This is a genomic window from Tildeniella sp. (assembly GCF_059505325.1).
On the sequence record NZ_JCACKI010000010.1, the window covers coordinates 24,739 to 39,281 of the forward strand.

A 14,543-nucleotide genomic window follows, 5' to 3' on the forward strand; every position below is an offset into this window, starting at 1 on the left:
ATCAGACCGATCGGCTAAAGCTGCCTCAGCTAACGGTTGCGAAACTCTGGAAGTCAAATGTTTTCAACGTGTCTAAAAAAGCAAAGACGGCTGGTGTATGCAGCGCCTCAGAGAGAGCAGCCACACCAATCACGCGTTTGAGCGGATCGGGCAGCAAATGTACGCGCAAGGCTTGGGGAATGGGTTCTGCGGCAAGACGAGGGAGAATCGCCGCACCTAGCCCTTGCATCACCATGCTGACGATCGTCGAGTCTTCTTGAATATCGCTGGCAGTCTGCATGGGTGGGGCAACAGTCGTCAAATGCTGGTGCAGAATGCGTCCGCACGGCAAACAAGGAAGTAGCACCAGCGGATGAGCCGCTAAATCTTCCCAGGTCATTTGTAAACCTCTGATGCTGGTTTTAGGCGGTAAGAGGGCAACGTAGTCGTCTCGCACCAGTTCCCACGCCTCAAATTCTGCACTCGTTGGCAGGTAGGTCATGCCAATATCCGCACGTCCATCTCGCAATGTTTGCTCGATATCCAGATAATCGGGACGTTCAATAATTGTGATGCTGATGTTAGGAAAACGATCGCGAAAGCGGGCAATGACCATTGGCAGCACGTGCGTCGCCACACTGCGAAACGAGGCAATCCGCACGTGTCCACCGTTCAAGCCTTTTTGCAGGTTTGCCTCTTTTTGTATCAGCTCTAAATGCAAAAACACCTGACGCGCATGTGCAACAATTTGCTCGCCAGCAACGGTTAACACGGCACCGCGCCGCCCTCTGGCAAAGAGCGACACACCCAATTCTGCTTCCAAAGTGGCGATCGCGTGGCTGATCGCAGGTTGAGAGAGGTTTAATGCCAACGCGGCTTCACTAAAGTTGCCATAATCTGCCACTGCTACGATAGCTCGCAATTGAGAAAGCTTCATCATTTGCCGATTCATCCATCGCTCACGGACGTGTACCTCTCTTGAAGCACTCTCAGCGGATGCAAAGCGCTGGTACCAGTTTAATAGGTATCAGTTTAATGGCTGCACCCGCAGACAACCGATTGATGTCTTATCAGTCAAGATCGCCCTAAGCATACTTTTGTAGGGTGTGGTTTGCACACGGCAGTACTTATGTATAGCTCACACTCCGCATAGAGAATCTTGTTGAACCTCAAGTTCAGTCATAGAGTCTAAGAAAGAGGACTTGATTCATGACCAATCAGCATTCTGTGAGTTGATAGACAGTTTCGTGCTATTGGCTTGAGTGTCAGTCATAACGGCTAAACGGAGCGCAAATTTGTGAAAGACCTGGTCAAACGTGGGATACCAAAGTGGGCAGTGGGGCTGCTTGTTGCGGCTTTAATTTTAGGCGGTAGTTATGTTGCCTACAGTCAAGTGACAACTGCACAGCGACGTGAACTGCGGCGGCAGGTGCAAACTGCTACAGCAGAGCGCCAGAGTTTGCCAGTGAACATTTCGGCAAATGGCTCTGTGCTGCCGGAGCGATCGGCAAACGTCAGTCCTAAATCATCGGGCATTCTAAAGCAACTGCTGGTGAAAGAGGGCGATCGTGTTCGGGAGGGACAAATCCTGGCATACATGGATGCGTCTAACCTACAGGGACAGTACACACAAGCGCGGGGACAACTGGCACAGGCACAGGCAAACCTCGACAAGCTCGTCGCTGGCAATCGCTCTCAAGACATTGCCCAAGCAGCCGCACAGTTAGCCAACGATAAGGCGGCTCTAGCATCAGCAGAATCGACGTTTCAGCAAAATCAGCAGTTGTCTAACGATGGGGCGCTTGCTCAGCGAGACCTCATTACCTCTCGTGCAACCCGCGATCAGGCAGCGGCTCAAGTACGGAAGTCACAGCAGGCTTTGGATCTTCAGAAAGTCGGTAGCCGTCCAGAAGACATTGCGACCGCACGCGCTCAGGTTGTGACCGCCCAAGGCGCACTACAAACCATTCAGGCAGATATTGACGATACGGTGATTCGGGCACCCTTCAGTGGTCTTGTGACGAAAAAATTTGCTGATCCGGGTGCCTTTGTCACTCCCTCAACTGCAGGCAGCTCGGCTTCTTCAGCATCCGCGTCTATTCTGGCATTGGCTTCTACCAATCAAATTGATGCGTATGTGGCTGAGGCTAATATTGCCCAGATCAAAATCGGTCAGTCGGTCAAAATTCAGGCAGATGCGTTCCCTGGTAAAACCTTTGAAGGCAAAGTGGTGCAGGTGGCGGCACAGTCAACCGTTACGCAGAACGTTACTAGCTTTGAAGTCAAAACGTCTGTCTCTGATCCTCAGAATCTGCTGCGTTCTGGCATGAGTACCAGTGTGAGCTTTAATGTGGGCACTTTGAGCAATGTGCTGGTGGTTCCCACAGTGGCGATCGTTCGACAGGATGGGGTCAGTGGCGTACAGGTAGTGGGTGCCCGAAACGGTAATCAGGGCAGTGGACAAAGCAGTGGGCAGGGTCAGCGGCGACCCGAATTTCGACCCATTACAACGGGGGTGTCTACAGATGATGGCAAAACTGTAGTGCTTTCTGGGCTGGCTGAGGGCGATCGCGTGCTAACGAGCTTCCCGCAGGGCGATCGTCCTCAATCACGCACGCCTTCCTTCCTACCCAGTATGGGTGGTGGTCGCGGCGGTGGCGGTGGTGGTGGCAGCAGCGGTGGTGCTCCTGGTGGCACAGGTGGAGGCGCACGTCAGCGTTAGGAGGATTTTCATGACACAGTTTACTCGCATTCATCCCACTAGCGTTTCGCTGCTAGAAGTGCTCACCATGTCTCTGGAGGCGCTTTGGAGTAACCGACTTCGCACGGGTCTGACGATGCTAGGTGTGGTGATCGGTATTGCGTCGGTGATCACCGTTACCTCAGTGGGTCAGGGCGTACAAAAGGCAACCGAACAGCAAATTCAAGCGCTGGGCACCAACGTTATTTTGGTTTTGACAGGGGTCGCACGCTCAGGAAGCGGGATCAGTCAGGGTACAGGTACAGCTTCGACTGTCACATGGGAAGATGCTCAGGCGATCGCCAAGCAAGCGCCAGCCGCTCAGGGTGTCACAGCCTATTTACAGCGCGGCGTGCAGGTGGTCTATGAAGGAGAAAACAATTCAACAACGCTGCTGGGTACCGATTTGAGCTATCCCGATGTGAAGAACGTTCATCCAAAAGAGGGACAGTTTTTTAGTCAGGAGGATCTGAACAGTGCCAGACCCGTCGCTATTTTGGGCAGTACGGTGCGGAACTCACTCTTTGGCACTAATGGTAGGGCGATCGGTGCTCAAATCCGCGTTCAAACCGAACTATACAACGTCATTGGCGTGATGGAAACGAAGGGATCAATCGGTGGTCAAGACCAGGACGATCGCATTTACGTCCCTCTCACGAATATGTCTGCCCGCATCGTCGGGAACAACTCACTCAATGGCACTGCAATCAGTGGCTTTTGGGTAAAGGCAAAAGACTCGGCAGCGTTAGATGCAGCGCAGTTTCAGGTGACGAATTTGCTACGCATTCGGCACAACATTTATCCGCCCCAGCAAGACGATTTTCGCATCACTAACCAGGCGGATATTATCAATGCCTTCAGCACCGTTACAGGGCTGCTTACCATGATGGTCAGCGCGATCGCAGGCATTTCGCTCGTCGTTGGTGGTATTGGGATTGCCAACATCATGCTGGTTTCTGTAGTGGAACGCACCCGCGAAATCGGCGTTCGCAAAGCCGTTGGAGCAACAAACAGTGCGGTCTTGAGCCAGTTTTTGACGGAGGCTGTCATGGTTTCGATCGCAGGCGGCGCGATCGGCATTGCTTTAGGCGTTGGCATTGCCTTTGGTGCCGCGACACTCTTCAAATTTCCCTTCGTCATCTCCGTCTGGTCGATCGGCGCTGGCTTTGGGCTATCGTTTGTCATTGGACTTATCGCAGGCGTAATTCCCGCTCGAAATGCCGCACAGCTTGATCCGATCGCAGCATTGCGAAGCGAATAAGAATTTGTTAAACATCCTACTGAAGCTAATGATTATCTTAGAGTTGAACCATTGAGGGGATTAAAGATGAGAATAGGTTTTTGGGGCAGCGGTAATATGGCACGCGTGCTCGGAGGGGCTTGGTCAGTAGCAGGGCATCAAATAACCTTTGGTTCACGTGATGCTGAGAAGTCTCGTAGTGTAGCCGAGGAAATCGGATTTAGTGCCATTGGTGGAACGAATGATGCAGTTGCCGAGACTTGTGAAGTCATTGTCAGCACTATACGTGCCGTGCCTTCCAGTTTTATAACATCAACCTCAGCGTTAGCAGGTAAAGTGATCATCGACTTAAATAATCGAGATCTCCCTCGTGACTATAAGCCTGAAGAATTCCTTCATTCTTTAGCAGGAGCAACTCAGAAAGATGTTCCTTCCGCAAGGATCGTGAAAGCCCTGAACAACCAGGCAATGGAAGTTTTTAACTGCGATGCGGCTGCGCTTAGAGAGGCAGGGGTACAAGCTTTTATCGCTGGTGATGATAATGAAGCGAAGCAAACGGTTATTGAACTGCTGAACGATATTGGGCTTAAGCCCGTTGATTTTGGTCCGTTGTCTAACGCGTGGTTATTAGAGCTACAAGCAGACATTCTCAGAACTTATATGTTTGCAACTGGGAATTCTTTAGTAACGCCGGGTTTTATTGAGGCTCCTCGTGCTGAACCGAGATTTGGAGAACGCCGTAAGGGCACCTATTGAAATGCTGAACAATCCAATTGGCTCAGACTGAAAAGAGAGCTTGGTAAAGAGGTAGAAGTCTATGATAATTGCTTAACTGCAATTTTAGGCTGCGATTCAGCGTTCAACGTTAGTGCACAGCTCAAAACCCCTATCTCCTCGCACTTTAAGCCTCACTTTCCCTATGGCAACGATGATTTGGATGGAAGGAATACGGAAAACTTATCGACTTGGTGAAGTTGATGTGCCGGTGTTGAAGGGCATCGATTTGACGATCGAAGAAGGTGAATATGTCGCCATCATGGGTGTGTCTGGTTCTGGCAAATCCACATTGATGAATATTATTGGCTGTCTCGATCGTCCCAGCGGTGGGCACTACGTTTTGGAAGGCAGAAACCTGACCACATTGAACAATGATGAACTGGCGTTTATTCGCAATCAGCGGATTGGGTTTGTGTTTCAGCAATTCAACCTGCTGCCGCGATCGACCGCATTGGATAATGTGATGCTGCCAATGGTGTATGCCAGCGTCTCAAAACCGCAACGCCAAAAACGGGCAAAGGAAGCACTCACTAGAGTCGGATTGGCAGAGCGTCTGTCGAACCGTCCGAATCAACTATCGGGTGGACAACAGCAGCGGGTGGCGATCGCCCGTGCCCTGGTCAACCGTCCCGCTCTGGTGCTGGCAGACGAACCAACGGGCGCACTCGACAGCACAACATCTCAAGAAGTCATGAACTTGCTCACCGATTTAAATCAACAGGGCATTACGATCGTCATCGTCACGCATGAGCCAGACATCGCGGCGCAAACCAACCGTATCATTCATGTGAAGGATGGGCTGATTGTTTCGTGAGTCTGGGGAGTAGGGAGTAGGGAGTGGGGAGTAGGGAATTGAGTTTAGCGGGTTAGAGTTTTCTGAGCGGTCAGGGCTAGTTGTTTCAGCGTGTGTAGATCTGGAGAAAGGATTACATCTTGTGTGGTTGGGGCGACGATCGCCCGTTCTTGATCAAGTCCTTCCATCACTCCAGAATGTTCTGACGAAGGTTCAACATCTTTCAACCACAGCAGATACTCAATATTGCCAGCAGGACCTACCAGGGGTGACCAGGTAACACCGTGATAGTGCCAGCCTAATGCCTGCGCCGCTTCTAAAACCTGCAAAATTGCCATCGCCTGATCCTGGGGATCGCGCACTACACCATTTTTGCCGACGAGTGCGCGTCCTACTTCAAACTGAGGTTTGACCAGCAAGACAACCTCGCGGGGCGACTGGAGTAATTGCCAGAGGGCAGATACTACTTTTGTCAGCGAGATAAACGAGACATCGACTACGCCCAAGTCGGGGTAGGGGCGATCGCTCCCGTATAAATCGGCTGGTGTGAGATGGCGTAAGTTTGTTCGTTCGCGTAACGTCACGCGTGGGTCTTGTCGCAAATTCCAGGCAACCTGTCCGTAGCCAACATCAACCCCGTAGACTTGCTGTGCGCCTGCCTGCAATAAACAATCGGTAAAGCCGCCTGTCGAAATACCACCATCTAAACAAAGGCGATCGGCGACTGGAATGGCAAAATGTGCGATCGCCTTTGCCAGCTTTTCGCCACCCCTGGAGACGTAGGGCGATCGTTGCCGCACCTGAATCTTCGCCAGCAAATCAATCTCTGTTCCAGGCTTATCCACAACTTGCTGATTCACCATCACTTCCCCAGCCCGAATTAATCCCTGTGCCTTCTGCCGCGTATCGCAAAGGTCACGTTCGACAAGTAAGAGATCGAGGCGTTGTTTAGGCATTGGGGAAGAGGAGAGGAGTGAGGGGTTTAAGGGAGGCATGAGGGATGAAGGATGCATGAATCTTGCATGGCTCAATCTGCGTCCCCTGCCCCCTCTGCGTCCCCTGCCCCCTCTGCGTCCCCTGCCTCCCCTCTCAACTTCCGCTTTGCTGCTTGCCACAATTGCTCTAGTTCCTCCAGGCTGTAGTCAGAAAGGGGTCGATCGGCGACGGTTTCCATTTGCTCCAGGCGTTGAATGAAGCGTTGGTTGGTGCCTTGTAGTGCTGCACTGGGGTCTAGATCATACCAGCGGGCGAGGTTGATAACAGTGAAGAGGAGATCGCCCAGTTCGGCTTCTTGGTGAGCTTTATTGTCTTCTGCAAGCGCTTCCTTAAATTCGGCTAGTTCTTCTTGAAACTTTGCCCATACGCCGTCGATCGTCTCCCACTCAAACCCTGCTTCAGCCGCTTTGCGAGAAATTTTCATGCCTGCCATTAAAGGAGGAAGCGATCGGGCGTATCGACTCAGTTTTTTACTCAAGGATGGCGCGATGTTGGGATCTTCACCTTTCTCGATCGCCTTGATTTGCTCCCAGTTGCGATAGACATCATCTATTGTCTGTACATTCACATCCCCAAACACATGCGGATGACGGCGGATAAGCTTCTCGCTGATGCCATGAGCGATTTCTGTCAGGCTGAATTGATTGGCTTCGCTGGCGATCTGAGCCTGTAGGACAACCTGTAGAAGCAAATCGCCCAGTTCTTCACGAATTGCGTTTGCATCGCCGCTCTGAATGGCATTGATCGTCTCGTAAGCCTCTTCAATCACATAGGGAATCAAGCTTTTGGGCGTTTGGGCAAGATCCCAGGGACAGCCATCGTTGGGCGATCGCAGCCGCGCTACCACCTCAACCAAATGTTGTATCGCCTCCAGCATCGTAGGCTGCTGCTCCAATGGGTCAGAATGAGACTGCTCAGAATTAGTCATACAACACTCGACAATAATTGGCGCTTCTCTACTTTAACGATCGACGAGAATAGGAGGGAGTGGTTGGTTATGGAAGTCAATGGTCAGTCTAACTGTTGATTCTTCATCTTCTATAGCTATCGCATAAAAGCTAAGACATTGAGATTAAAGGGAGTGAAACCCCTATACCTCGTCCTAACCCATGTGACTGAGCTATACCATTACTCCCTCTTGCGCTCGAATGGTGGCAATTGTGGTTCGCGCTGAGTCTGTGGCGAGGGAGGCGAGGGGAGCGATCGCTTTGTAAGGGGAGAGGGCTTTGTCGCGTTGCCTTCCAATGGTGATAGAACAGGCGGCAAAGCAGATTGTCGTGATGCCACAGCGCTTTTGGGGGATCGCTGCTTCAACGTGCGTCGGTAGGTTGACAGTGCCCAGTCAGCAAAAGCATGGCTCATGGCACCCAGCTCAAGTCCAAGGGCGATCGCGATCGCTTCATTAGGGTATTGCTGAGGTACGCGCCCAATCCAGACAAGGCTGTCGCTGCACCACTGCTGGGTAAGGGATGACCAATCATTAGTGGTGCCAGTGATTTGAGCGATGATCGCGCCCGTCAATATTCCGACCGCACCAAACAGCCCGACCCAGATCAGCAAATAGGCTACCCGCACGATTGTTCCCGCAAGGAAACCATGCGACCAGAACGATCGATGCCGCATACTCTGTCTGTAGGGCAACCAGATCCAGCGCAGCAGTCCCCAGCGTTTGTACTGGTGTGAGTACACGTCTAAATCGGGACCAAACATTAAACCGCTGAAAAGGTAGCTGCCAGAAACGCATAAAGTCAGACTGCTGCTCTGTGTCCGTGCGAAGGTCAGCCCAGCAATCAGGGGCAAACTCCAAAGGGTAATGCTGTCGTGGGTACGACCAGAAGGCATAATGGCAGCGCGCAGTCAATTCTTTCAGCATCGTAGCAGGTACAAATGCACTGGCTAAAGATTAGCCGAGAAATTCATCGCCATCGACAGTCATCGTTACGCTTCACCCAGCCTACGGTGGACTTAACCTCCCAAATTATGGTACTGAAAGAATATTGCTTTAGCCAAGCGATCGAAATCAATATCAGGCTTTTAAGGAGTGTTAATGGTAAGTAGAATGGACGATCGCAAACTTTCAGTAAGAGTTTTGGTGGGGATGACGATCGCGATGATCGGGTTAGAGTTGCCTGTGTTTGCAGTGCCTCCATCTTCTCCCCTGTTGATGTCTCAAGTTGCCTGTAAAGTCATCAAAACGACTCCGGTTTACAAAACAGCAAATACTGGAGACTCAGAGTCACTGATGAGTTCTCTTCCAGTTGGCACTTTGGTTGGTTTGGCAGGAACTTTACCTGGTGTACCGCCAGCCCGTGTTCAAATCGATCAACCAATGAGTGGCTTTGTCGATTATGCGGCTTTAGACTGTGGCAGAACATCGCCGTCAACCCAAGCAAAATCGAGTGTGTGCCGTACAGTCAAAAATACTCCTGGCTCAGTGTCTGTTTTTCGAGCACCAAACTGGCAATCTAAACCGATCGATCGAGCCGTCTTAGCAGCCGGTCAGCGAGTTTACGTGACCCAACCTAAAGGTAGCGGATCCATCACTAGCCAGAGAGACGCAAAAGGCGGAGTGTGGGTAGAAGTTGATTTGGAAAAAACCTTTAATGGCAAGAACTTCGGCATCTTGTCAAGGGTAGGTTGGCTTTTTAACTCTTCACCAGGCGATCCAAATACGACTCTCGGCAATGGAGGTGGGTGTAGTTAGGCTGGCTTATTTGGTTCTGCGATTTTGGATTGAACCATAATTCTGGTCAAAAACTAGCCAATCAGTTCGTTTAAACGGGTCAATGACTTGCACTAGCTTTGACCCGCCACGCTCAAATTTGACTTGAGGGGCGACGATCGCTCAAAGCTGTCTTACCCTGAGAGATAGAGTGTCTCAAACGCGATGATCAATGAAACTATTCGGGTTCGCTGTAACTGTTTTATTGCTGCTGACAGCGCCTGTCCGTGCCGTTGAGTATCAGGGCAAGAACCTGGATGGCATCAAACTACCTGCCAAAGTGATTTCGTACCAAACGGGTGGTGAGTACGATGTGCAGGTGCAGTTTAAGCAAAACCTCGCTACGATCTATTTTTCGCACGGCGCACAAACCACGATTCGTCTGACACAACGAGTCATCACCGATCCAACTCGCATTGAAGGCATTGGCAAACTAGGGCAAGTGTATCTCGGCAGCTCTTTCAGCGTTGGACTCGACTTCGATCGTTCCAATAGTGATGTTGCCGCTTCGGTAGTGCCTACGACCGATTACCTCTGGAGCATTCGTCTCGACCCAGACAGCCTCGATCGAATGACTCAGACTACGCCTCAGCCATACAGCCCGTAGCTTAGAATCAAAGCATTGTCAGTCTTCCCCCGCCTTATGCTGCCAATTATCTACTCCGACGCTTTTTTGCTGCACGAGACAGGTTCCTTCCATCCCGAAAAGCCAGCACGATTGACGGCGATCAAAAATGCGCTTAAGTCAGCGCCTTGGGCAGATCAGTTGGATTGGCGATCGCCCACTCCCATCGAAACTCGTCCCGTGATGCCACACGTACAACAGGTACATACTCAACGCTACATCGAAGGAGTGCAGCGGCTGGCAAAACGTGGTGGCGGTTACATTGATGCCGATACACCCGTTTCAGCACAGACGTATGATGTCGCACTATTGGCAGTGAGTGCCTGGATGGATGGAGTCGATCGCGTCCTGGCGACCAACAATCCAGCGTTTGTCTTGGCACGTCCACCGGGTCATCATGCGGTCAGCGAAGTGGGCATGGGGTTTTGCATCTTTTCCAACGCTGCGATCGCGGCTCATTACGCGCTAGAGCAGTCGGGGGTCGATCGCGTGGCGATCCTCGATTGGGATGTGCATCATGGTAACGGCACACAGGCGATCGTCGAAAAGCATCCTCAGATTGCCTACTGTTCACTGCACGAATCGCCACAGTATCCCGGTACAGGTGCCGAGCATGAACGCGGGTTGCACAACAACGTGCTGAATGTACCGATGCCTCCTGGCAGCACAATGGCAGACTACGAACCTGCGTTTATCCAAAAAGTGATGCCGTTTTTGACCCGTTTCCAGCCTGATTTGCTCATCATCAGCGCGGGGTATGATGCCAACCATGCCGATCCATTAGCTGGCATTTCGCTCAAACCAGACGATTTTGGGGTGTTCACACGCTACTGTTTGGCGCTGACTCGTCGCCTTCTTTTTGGCTTAGAAGGTGGCTACGATTTGGAGGCGATCGGGCGATCGGTGGTTGCGACGATCGAACAGTGTTTATAGCGGTCAGCAGTTAGAAAAAAGCGGTCAGCAGTCAGTGGTCAGAGAAAAGCTGATAGCTGATAGCTGATAGCTGATAGCTGATAGCTGATAGCTGATAGCTGATAACTGATACTGATAGCCCCAATAACCACTAAAAATACCATTATGCTTAAACACCTTCTAGGAGGCGTTCACAGCCAGAAGTTTGACTCTATGCTGTCTCACGGAAAGATAAACTTTTAGACATAGACTCGGACTAATGGTTAAAACTCCTGGCAAAGACTGAACGGCAATGAATGAGCTGGATACGCGCGAATGGCTGCTGACAAATGGGTTGGGTAGTTTTGCCAGTGGTACAGTTTGCGATGCCCGCACGCGCACCTACCACGGTTGGTTAGTTGCGGCACTCGATCCACCTCGACAACGAACACTGCTGTTCTCCCATTTAGAAGCCAGTTTGGAAGTCGGCGGACTTATTTTTGCGCTGGGAACGAACGTTTGGCTTGCCAATCAGGTTGAGAAGATCGAACCGCTGGGTTATCGGCTGTTGCAGGAGTTCAGCGTCGATCCCGTCCCAACCTGGTGTTGGGGCATGGGTGAGCAGTGGCAGTTGAGCCGTCAGATCATGATGCCTTACGGGATTGCTCAAGAGGGGCGATCGACGGGAGCACCCCTGCCTGGTCAAGCGAACAATCGAGTTTTGGTGCAATACCGTTATATCGGCACTCAACTGGCAATTTTGCGGCTACGACCGATTATTGGCGATCGTGATTTTCATCATCACCAGCAAGAGTCATTGAGGCTGTCGTTTTCTCAATTGGTCGGCTCCAATCAAGTCTTTCTGCAAGCGCTACAGGCAGGTAAGACGGGCACACCCTGGGGACTCTCCTGGAGCCAGGGGCACTACCAGCCAGAGGAAACCTGGTACTGGAACTACTACTATCCTGAAGAAGCGCATCGCGGGTTGGATTATCTAGAGGATCTGTTTAGTCCTGGCTACCTAACGGTTTGGCTACAACCCGGTGAAACGGTAACGCTGGAAGCGAGGGTTGGCTTGCCTGCCTCCAGCATCGCAGAGCTTGCATCCACCACCGTTGATCAAGCAATACAAGTAGAGGAACGGCGACTAGAGCGAGAGTTTTTGCACTTGCCTCAAGCGGTCAACAGTCAACCAGCGATGTGGGAGCGATTGTTGCGGGCAAGCGATCAGTTTATGGTCAGTCAGGTGACTCAAAAGGTGCCTGCGATCGTCGCTGGTTATCATTGGTTTGACGATCGCAGCCGCGACACGTTGCTTTGTCTACCTGGCTTCACGCTCACCACCAAACGCTTCTTGCTGGCACGCAAAATGCTTGACCAACTGGGGCGATCGAGCTACCAGGGTCTCATTCCCAATGTCTTACCGAACGAGCATAGTGAGGTTGTTTACCGCAACATTGACTGTGCGCTGTGGTGGATTGAAACACTAGGGCTGTACCTCGAAGCCACTCAAGACTGGGAGTTTTTGCTTGATCAATACGAAGTCGTCAAGCAAATCTACAAGGCGTTTACGGCTGGCACTTTATACAACATTCGGATTGATGCCTCCGATGGGCTGATTACCTGGGATGATGCCAGCACGCCACTGACCTGGATGGACACGATCGTCGCTGGCGAAGCCATTACTCCCAGGCATGGCAAACCCATTGAAATCAATGCCCTCTGGTATTCGGCGCTTTGTTGGTCGAGCCAGTGGGCAACGCTGTTGGCAGAACGTCCTGACGTTGAGAACGCCGATCGCCTTTTGAATCAGGCACGGCGCTATGCCCAGCAAGCCGAGCAGGTGAATGTTTCGTTGCAAAAGTTTTGGCATGACCAACAGCTCTACCTCTACGATCGCATTGAGCCAGACGATCGTCTGGATGCAACGATTCGTCCCAATGCCGTTCTAGCACTGTCGCTTCATCATTGTGCGTTTACGGCAGAGCAAGCGCGTCAAGTACTCTACACAGCTCGCGATCGTCTGCTGACTCCATACGGACTCCGCAGCTTAGATCCCGCTGATCCCGCCTACTGGGGCATGTGTAGCGGCAACTCCGATCAGCGCGATCGCGCATACCACCAGGGCACTGTCTGGAGTTGGCTTCTAGGTCCATTTGTTCGTGCCTGGAGCCGCTTTTGCCCAGAAGAACCGCTACCGCTTGACTTACAGCCACTGCTGACGCATTTTGAGCATGAAGGCTGCTTCAGTACGATCGCCGAGATCTTTGATGGGGATGCGCCTCATACACCGCGTGGCGCGATCGCCCATGCCGCTACGATCGCTGAATTGCTCCGTCACTGGGAGGTGTTGGGCGGAGAGAAGGGGGAAAAAGTGAGGGGAGCCGGGGAAGCAGGGGGGCAGGGGAAGATCAAGGAATAGGTAATACCATTTCACTAAACTGTGGCTACACAGGCAAGCTTTGGCTGGCGGTCAGCGGTCAGCGGTCAGCGGTCAGCGGTCAGCGGTCAGCGGTCAGCGGTCAGCAGCAAGAACGAATCTGTAGGGCGATTTTGTAGAATTGATATAAGACGGGAAGCCAGCATGACACAGAGGCACGCGAAAGTTTAGCTTCTCTGCTTCCGTCGCCTCCCTTGCCCCCTCTGCCGCCTTCTGCCTCCTGCCTTCTGCCTTCCGCCTTCTCCCTTTTCCTTCTACGGCAAAAAGAGTTGCAACAGCGTCGCGAACGCACTCAGCAGATTTGTCCCAAAGCCGTTCCCTGATTTTGGTCGGTTGGGCGGTGTTTCTAGAGCCTTAATAGACTGTTGGATGCCTTGGGCTGTTTTGGTATCGCCCTGTGCAGTGAAGAGTTTGTCTGCTTGCTTGAGGTCAGCGATCGCCCCTGCGCGATCGTTCGTCTGGAGCCTTGCCACCCCTCGTCCCAAATATGCTTGCGCAAAATCTGGTTGACGTGCCAGCACCTGGGTAAAGTTAGCAACGGCTGAGGCGTAGTCTTTCTCCTCCGTAGCGACCATTGCCCAACGGTAAAAATCCTCTGGGTTTCCAACTGTGTTGGTCAACCCGATCGTTCCTTGCAGCAAGGCGTGATCCAGGGTTGCCCCTTGAAAGGTAGCGTTCGTTACAGAGGCGTAGCGCAGATCCGTTGCAGTCAGATTTGCGCCATCCAGGTTTGCCCCTGTTAAATTAGCACCTACTAAACTGGCACCTGCTAGGATAGCGCCACGTAAATTGGCTCCCTGCAAATTTGCTCGACTGAGATTTGCCCGACTGAGATTTGCCCGTTGCAGATCGGCTCCGCGCAGATCGGCATACACTAAGCCAGCATTGCTTAACTCACAGCTAGAACATTGTCTAGTTGCCAACAGCGTTTGCACCTGCTCTAAATCGTCTGCATGTGCAGGCATTGTCATGCTCAAGCCAACTAACAAGGCTGCAAATTCTATTGACACTGTTGTAGCTGTCTGCAAACGTTTGAGGCTCATAGCGATCGCCTAAATGCTGAAAAGAGAGGCTCCACTATTTAACTCTAAGTTCGCGTTGCCAGCACAACGACTTCAATTGTTCAAGTGAAGTTTGTCCCGTTTATAGGCGATTGTCGAAACCAGGTTTCTTTGTGTAAAGCGACCGTTTGAGCCTCAAACTTACTTTCAGCAACCCGGTTTCTTTCAACCTGTGCCAGCCTATTAATGTACTTGTAAGCAGCGTTCATACCTGACGCGATGTGCGGCTTTCCTGAAAGACCTGCTGAGACCGCCCTCACCCCAGCCCTCTCCCAGCAG

Annotated in this window: 14 protein-coding genes; 9 read left to right on the forward strand and 5 right to left on the reverse strand. The window is 51.8% G+C overall.

The window, feature by feature from the left end:
* Positions 1–25 precede the first annotated feature (25 nt).
* Entirely contained in the window at positions 26–916 is an 891-nt protein-coding gene (locus AC5JO6_RS04685; RefSeq protein WP_496079960.1) for a LysR family transcriptional regulator, read from the reverse strand.
* A gap of 360 nt (positions 917–1,276) precedes the next feature.
* Here AC5JO6_RS04685 and AC5JO6_RS04690 point away from each other — a divergent pair, with 360 nt between their 5' ends.
* From AC5JO6_RS04690 to AC5JO6_RS04705, 4 genes are all read left to right on the forward strand, one after another.
* On the forward strand, positions 1,277–2,701 hold the full coding sequence (locus AC5JO6_RS04690; protein ID WP_496079886.1) for an efflux RND transporter periplasmic adaptor subunit: 1,425 nt from the start codon (positions 1,277–1,279) through the stop codon (positions 2,699–2,701).
* Positions 2,702–2,711: 10 nt separating this feature from the next.
* Positions 2,712–3,980: an ABC transporter permease gene (locus AC5JO6_RS04695; protein WP_496079887.1), complete on the forward strand. Its 1,269-nt coding sequence runs from the start codon at positions 2,712–2,714 to the stop codon at positions 3,978–3,980.
* Between the two features lie 51 nt (positions 3,981–4,031).
* Entirely contained in the window at positions 4,032–4,715 is a 684-nt protein-coding gene (locus tag AC5JO6_RS04700) for an NADPH-dependent F420 reductase (protein ID WP_496079888.1), read from the forward strand.
* A gap of 163 nt (positions 4,716–4,878) precedes the next feature.
* Entirely contained in the window at positions 4,879–5,550 is a 672-nt protein-coding gene (locus AC5JO6_RS04705; protein WP_496079889.1) for an ABC transporter ATP-binding protein, read from the forward strand.
* A 44-nt stretch (positions 5,551–5,594) separates the two neighbouring features.
* On the opposite strand, the gene AC5JO6_RS04710 is transcribed toward AC5JO6_RS04705, so the two are convergent.
* From AC5JO6_RS04710 to AC5JO6_RS04720, 3 genes are all read right to left on the reverse strand, one after another.
* Positions 5,595–6,485, reverse strand: coding sequence for a TlyA family RNA methyltransferase (locus AC5JO6_RS04710; protein WP_496079890.1), 891 nt, complete (start codon positions 6,483–6,485; stop codon positions 5,595–5,597).
* 71 nt (positions 6,486–6,556) lie between these two features.
* Positions 6,557–7,453 (reverse strand): nucleoside triphosphate pyrophosphohydrolase, encoded by an 897-nt coding sequence (gene mazG, locus AC5JO6_RS04715; RefSeq protein ID WP_496079891.1) that lies wholly within the window; start codon positions 7,451–7,453, stop codon positions 6,557–6,559.
* Between the two features lie 200 nt (positions 7,454–7,653).
* The gene (locus AC5JO6_RS04720; RefSeq protein ID WP_496079892.1) at positions 7,654–8,367 is read right to left on the reverse strand and encodes a metal-binding protein; all 714 of its coding nucleotides are present in this window, start codon (positions 8,365–8,367) and stop codon (positions 7,654–7,656) included.
* A 205-nt stretch (positions 8,368–8,572) separates the two neighbouring features.
* Between AC5JO6_RS04720 and AC5JO6_RS04725 the strand changes: the two genes are divergently transcribed.
* From AC5JO6_RS04725 to AC5JO6_RS04745, 5 genes are all read left to right on the forward strand, one after another.
* Positions 8,573–9,229 carry a hypothetical protein gene (locus AC5JO6_RS04725; protein ID WP_496079893.1) on the forward strand — a complete coding sequence of 219 codons (657 nt, stop codon included), beginning with the start codon at positions 8,573–8,575 and terminating at the stop codon, positions 9,227–9,229.
* 190 nt (positions 9,230–9,419) lie between these two features.
* The gene (locus AC5JO6_RS04730; protein ID WP_496079894.1) at positions 9,420–9,854 is read left to right on the forward strand and encodes a hypothetical protein; all 435 of its coding nucleotides are present in this window, start codon (positions 9,420–9,422) and stop codon (positions 9,852–9,854) included.
* A 36-nt stretch (positions 9,855–9,890) separates the two neighbouring features.
* On the forward strand, positions 9,891–10,805 hold the full coding sequence (locus tag AC5JO6_RS04735; RefSeq protein ID WP_496079895.1) for a histone deacetylase family protein: 915 nt from the start codon (positions 9,891–9,893) through the stop codon (positions 10,803–10,805).
* Positions 10,806–11,076: 271 nt separating this feature from the next.
* The gene (locus AC5JO6_RS04740) at positions 11,077–13,185 is read left to right on the forward strand and encodes an amylo-alpha-1,6-glucosidase (RefSeq protein ID WP_496079896.1); all 2,109 of its coding nucleotides are present in this window, start codon (positions 11,077–11,079) and stop codon (positions 13,183–13,185) included.
* A gap of 21 nt (positions 13,186–13,206) precedes the next feature.
* Positions 13,207–13,374: a hypothetical protein gene (locus AC5JO6_RS04745; RefSeq protein WP_496079897.1), complete on the forward strand. Its 168-nt coding sequence runs from the start codon at positions 13,207–13,209 to the stop codon at positions 13,372–13,374.
* 83 nt (positions 13,375–13,457) lie between these two features.
* On the opposite strand, the gene AC5JO6_RS04750 is transcribed toward AC5JO6_RS04745, so the two are convergent.
* Positions 13,458–14,246: a pentapeptide repeat-containing protein gene (locus tag AC5JO6_RS04750; protein WP_496079898.1), complete on the reverse strand. Its 789-nt coding sequence runs from the start codon at positions 14,244–14,246 to the stop codon at positions 13,458–13,460.
* Positions 14,247–14,543: the final 297 nt, after the last annotated feature.